Consider the following 5,000-nt stretch of genomic DNA (forward strand, 5'->3'; position numbering starts at 1 on the left):
TGAATAGGCCCAAGCGACTGTTTAGCAAAAACACAGCTCTCTGCGAAGCCGTAAGGCGAAGTATAGGGGGTGACACCTGCCCGGTGCTGGAAGGTTAAGGAGAGGGGTTAGCGTAAGCGAAGCTCTAAACTGAAGCCCCAGTAAACGGCGGCCGTAACTATAACGGTCCTAAGGTAGCGAAATTCCTTGTCGGGTAAGTTCCGACCCGCACGAAAGGTGTAACGATTTGGGCACTGTCTCAACCAGAGACTCGGTGAAATTATAGTACCTGTGAAGATGCAGGTTACCCGCGACAGGACGGAAAGACCCCGTGGAGCTTTACTGTAGCCTGATATTGAATTTTGGTACAGTTTGTACAGGATAGGCGGGAGCCATTGAAACCGGAGCGCTAGCTTCGGTGGAGGCGCTGGTGGGATACCGCCCTGACTGTATTGAAATTCTAACCTACGGGTCTTATCGACCCGGGAGACAGTGTCAGGTGGGCAGTTTGACTGGGGCGGTCGCCTCCTAAAGTGTAACGGAGGCGCCCAAAGGTTCCCTCAGAATGGTTGGAAATCATTCGTAGAGTGCAAAGGCATAAGGGAGCTTGACTGCGAGACCTACAAGTCGAGCAGGGACGAAAGTCGGGCTTAGTGATCCGGTGGTTCCGCATGGAAGGGCCATCGCTCAACGGATAAAAGCTACCCCGGGGATAACAGGCTTATCTCCCCCAAGAGTCCACATCGACGGGGAGGTTTGGCACCTCGATGTCGGCTCATCGCATCCTGGGGCTGTAGTCGGTCCCAAGGGTTGGGCTGTTCGCCCATTAAAGCGGTACGCGAGCTGGGTTCAGAACGTCGTGAGACAGTTCGGTCCCTATCCGTCGTGGGCGTAGGAAATTTGAGAGGAGCTGTCCTTAGTACGAGAGGACCGGGATGGACGCACCGCTGGTGTACCAGTTGTTCTGCCAAGGGCATAGCTGGGTAGCTATGTGCGGAAGGGATAAGTGCTGAAAGCATCTAAGCATGAAGCCCCCCTCAAGATGAGATTTCCCATAGCGTAAGCTAGTAAGATCCCTGAAAGATGATCAGGTTGATAGGTTCGAGGTGGAAGCATGGTGACATGTGGAGCTGACGAATACTAATAGATCGAGGACTTAACCATATAATATGTAGCAATGTTATCTAGTTTTGAAGGAATATGCCTTCATAGTTTGGTGATGATGGCAGAGAGGTCACACCCGTTCCCATACCGAACACGGAAGTTAAGCTCTCTAGCGCCGATGGTAGTTGGGACCTTGTCCCTGTGAGAGTAGGACGTCGCCAAGCAACTTTAAGACGAGTCAGAATGACTCGTCTTTTTTGTGTTTTATAAAAATAAGAATGGCTGGTAAATCTCAGTTTATTAAAATTTCACTTTATTGTTCACATCAACAAGTTCAAAACGCTCACAGACGAGTAACATATCTTCAGAGAAATTAAGACCAAGCTCATTTAGTTCCTTTGTAAAAAAACGAACATGGGTGTCTCTCCAGTAATTATAAGTACGATCTCCTTCGCCTTCAGCGATAGCGAATTCTTCGCTTACTTCATTCATGGGTGTTACAGTTACTTCTATTGTCTTAATAATAGCTACAGGTTCATCATTACTATTGAGTATAATACTATAATCAGTAGTAGTCGGTAGTGATTCATGTTCTAATTCATAAAAAATGTGACCGGAGCATGTAGCGGTTTTAATACCGTCAATTACTAGTTGTGCAAGATAATTAGGGGTATCCCCAAATTGCCAAGCTGTAACAGATTCTGGTTTTTTGTTGTTTCCCCAATAAGTATCCCAATATGTCTGTGCTAATTGATTCATTTTTATCGTTACCTCACTCTAATTCATATTTAGTCTCTTTATAATTCCTAGGAAATTTACTTACTTATTTAGTATGTCTTTGTACTCATTTAAAAGTTGTAGCGGTGTGTTGTAAATTAAAAAGATACTATGTGGAGTGAATATAGTTTGTAAATATGTTCTGTACATATATGTAATCTTTAATTTTCCAATTGCATTTTATGATAAAGGATGTAGTTACTTAAAGAACGTTCAGATTATGACTGGTAGTTTATTATCACTATGCCATATTGAAGTGAGTAATACTAGAGTTAAAATAGATGAAAAAACTGATATTCTAAATTGAATATCAGTTTAATAATATGTGACTTATATGAATCTATAGCAATACGAAAAGCGTAAATAAGATAGCCAACAAAATACGATAGTACGCAAAAGGTTTTAAACCTATCTTCTCTAAAAGCTTTAGAAAAGTTACTACCGCTAGCATCGCTACTATAAAAGAGGTAATGAATCCTACCGCAAACATAGGGATGTCATCGACACTTAAATACTTCCAACTTTTTAGTAAGTCTAAGCCTGTAGCCCCAATCATTACAGGAAGAGCTATTAGAAAAGAGAATTCAGATGCAGTCTTATAATTTACTTTTGCTAATAGACCTCCAGAGATAGTAGAGCCAGCTCTAGAGAAGCCAGGGTATACTGCTAAGCACTGAAATAATCCGATTGTTAAAGCTTGGCGGTATGTTAAATCGTCCAGTGAATAGGCTGCTGCCTCTTTCTTTTTTACTTCTGCAAAGAGCATAAGAATTGCACCTGCTACAAGTCCAATCACAACAGTGTATGGCTGGAATAAGTATGTTTTAATAATATCATGTAGTAGCAAACCAGCAACCACTGCCGGAAATACGCCAAGAAATACATGGAACGCGTTGAATTTTTTTTCTTTCTGTAGAAGAGGCTTAATATTACATAAAGAAACGAGACGTTTATGATATAAAATTGCAATGGCTAAAATTGCGCCTAGCTGAATAACAATTTCAAACGTTTTCGCTCTTTCTCCCTCAAAGCCTAATAAATGCCCGACTAATATAAGATGGCCAGTAGAGGATATAGGTAAAAATTCAGCTAATCCTTCTACAATACCGAGTATGAAGGCAATAATGATATCGCTCATAGTTTCACTCCTACAAATTAATGAATGTCTACTTTTTTAAAATAGAATAGTGTTGCAATAAATCCGGAAATTGTCGTTACTGCAATGATGATATAAGAATACTCTGATGGATATGTCGGTTGTAATTCGTTATTTGCGATATCTAGAGTAGCGGTCCACGGAAATAAATCTTTATGCTTGGAGTTTACGAGCATAAGATTAGTCATTGTAATAATGACTGTTAATATAATGGGCGGTACATAGCTCTTCATTACAAGAGTTAGTAGCACAATAGGTGAAGACAATAGAAAGAGAAGTCCACCACATATTAAAAATTCTAGGAAAGAACCTAAAAGTAAAGAAATGTTAAAGCCAGGGAAGTTCCCCAATAGCCCTAATATTAAAGTAAGTGCCCAAGCGACTAAAGTTAGCATCATAATCCAAAGAAAGAGAATGATGAATTTACTTATAATAAAGCTAATGCGCGACACGGGGATATTTAGTAAATTTTTCAGTGTATCTTCTGCATATTCGCGGGTAAGCAAATATGCAACCACTACTCCATATAAGGGGAATCCTATAACTAAAGTAGTATACAAGTTAACGTCAGTGAATAATTGATGGAACCAAATAGTTGGAGTAGGCTGTTTTGTTTTTATATGTATATAAGAGGCTACTACAACTAAGAAAGGTGCGACACCAGCACCAATAATGCTAATTAAAAACATATTAGAGCGTTTTAGTTTTAAGAGTTCTGTATAGAGTAGATTAACCAATTGTTCCACCTCCAACTAGTTTGGTGAAATAATCTTCTAGTCTATCTTCGCTTATCATCATTTTTAATACTTCAATACCGTTAAGAACAAATGTTCCGTTTATGTATCCTTGTTGTCCAAAATGAGAGTAAATACGAATATTTCCTTCATCATGTACTTCATAATCAAAAATTTGAAGATGATTTTCTAATAACATCACAGCTTTATCGTCATTATTCACTTGAAACTCTATGTACTTACGGTTTGCTTTGCGCAGCGTATCAAGAGAAACTTCTTCTAGTAACTTTCCTTCATGAATAATTCCGATACGATCGACCAACTGTTCTATCTCGGCTAATATGTGACTAGAAATGAGTATTGTTATATTTCTTTCTTGAGCTAAAGAATGAATAAGTTTTCGCATTTCTTTAATACCAATAGGGTCTAGTCCGTTAGTTGGTTCATCTAATATGAGTAGCTCAGGATAATGGAGAAGAGCGCGTGCAATTCCTAAGCGTTGCTTCATTCCTAAAGAATACTTTCCTACTAACTTTTTTGTCTCATGCTGCAAGCCTACTATTTCTAATGCTTCTTCGATAGCATTCTTTTTGTGAACCCCAATTATCTTTGCATTAATTAGTAGGTTTTCTTTTGCAGTTAAGTTTTCATAAAATCCTGGAACTTCAACTATAGAACCAATTCTGCTTAAAATATCTTTTTGATTTTGGAATAAGTTCTCTCCGAATATTTCAATCGTTCCACTTGTAGGTTTTATAAGACTAAGCAGCATACGAATGGTTGTTGTTTTACCAGCACCGTTGCGGCCTATGAAGCCATAAATCTCTCCTTGTTGAACATTAATATTTAAATTATCTACTGATTTTTGATTGCCATATACTTTAGTAAGGTTAGTCGTTTTTATAATTGTATTTATAGGAGACACCTGCTTTCTATAAGTTCTTACTTACATCATAAAAAGGAAGGCTTAACTGCATATTAATCATTTCTTAACTATTTCTTAAAAGTATTGTGTTTTGGAATAGAAAAGCCAAAAGTAGTTCGTTTCCATGGAGTACTTTCAACCCATATATGCCCACCATTTTTTTCAACGAGTGCTTTAGAAATAGAGAGTCCGAGACCGCTACCACCAAATGAAGAGTTTCTTGATTGTTCGCTTCGGTACATTCGCTCAAATATGTTTTGTAAATCATGTTTTGGAATACCAGGGCCTTGATCCCAAATATGAAGTTTGTATTCTGCATCAGCTT

General features: G+C 38.7%; 5 protein-coding genes and 2 rRNA genes (2 of these 7 only partly in view). 2 read left to right on the forward strand and 5 right to left on the reverse strand.

Annotated elements, in window-relative coordinates:
- Both BHV55_RS01570 and rrf read left to right on the forward strand, forming a co-directional pair.
- Positions 1-1,143: ribosomal RNA gene (locus BHV55_RS01570) — 23S ribosomal RNA — on the forward strand (it extends 1,779 nt beyond the left edge of the window).
- A gap of 48 nt (positions 1,144-1,191) precedes the next feature.
- Positions 1,192-1,307 (forward strand): 5S ribosomal RNA (gene rrf / locus BHV55_RS01575).
- Between the two features lie 76 nt (positions 1,308-1,383).
- Here the strand turns inward: rrf and BHV55_RS01580 are convergent.
- The 5 genes from BHV55_RS01580 to BHV55_RS01600 all read right to left on the reverse strand — a co-directional run.
- Positions 1,384-1,842, reverse strand: coding sequence for an ASCH domain-containing protein (locus BHV55_RS01580; RefSeq protein ID WP_001072423.1), 459 nt, complete (start codon positions 1,840-1,842; stop codon positions 1,384-1,386).
- Between the two features lie 358 nt (positions 1,843-2,200).
- Complete coding sequence (gene uppP / locus BHV55_RS01585; RefSeq protein WP_001279960.1) at positions 2,201-2,998, reverse strand: undecaprenyl-diphosphate phosphatase UppP; 798 nt, start codon at positions 2,996-2,998, stop codon at positions 2,201-2,203.
- Between the two features lie 17 nt (positions 2,999-3,015).
- Positions 3,016-3,753, reverse strand: coding sequence for an ABC transporter permease (locus tag BHV55_RS01590; RefSeq protein ID WP_070757071.1), 738 nt, complete (start codon positions 3,751-3,753; stop codon positions 3,016-3,018).
- Positions 3,746-4,675 carry an ABC transporter ATP-binding protein gene (locus tag BHV55_RS01595; protein ID WP_070757072.1) on the reverse strand — a complete coding sequence of 310 codons (930 nt, stop codon included), beginning with the start codon at positions 4,673-4,675 and terminating at the stop codon, positions 3,746-3,748. The genes BHV55_RS01590 and BHV55_RS01595 overlap by 8 nt, the downstream gene beginning before the upstream one ends.
- A gap of 68 nt (positions 4,676-4,743) precedes the next feature.
- Positions 4,744-5,000: the 3' portion of a sensor histidine kinase gene (locus tag BHV55_RS01600; protein WP_070757073.1), read on the reverse strand. 757 nt of this gene lie beyond the right edge of the window; only the last 257 of its 1,014 coding nucleotides appear in the window; the start codon falls outside the window, past its right edge; the stop codon is at positions 4,744-4,746.

Origin of the sequence: Bacillus sp. RZ2MS9 (genome assembly GCF_001816185.2) — a bacterium.
GTDB lineage: Bacteria > Bacillota > Bacilli > Bacillales > Bacillaceae_G > Bacillus_A > Bacillus_A cereus.

Excerpts from the sequence above, each read along its gene's own strand:
- BHV55_RS01580 (WP_001072423.1), bottom strand. The coding sequence starts at position 1,842 with ATGAATCAATTAGCACAGACATATTGGGATACTTATTGGGGAAACAAC.
- uppP (WP_001279960.1), bottom strand. The coding sequence starts at position 2,998 with ATGAGCGATATCATTATTGCCTTCATACTCGGTATTGTAGAAGGATTA.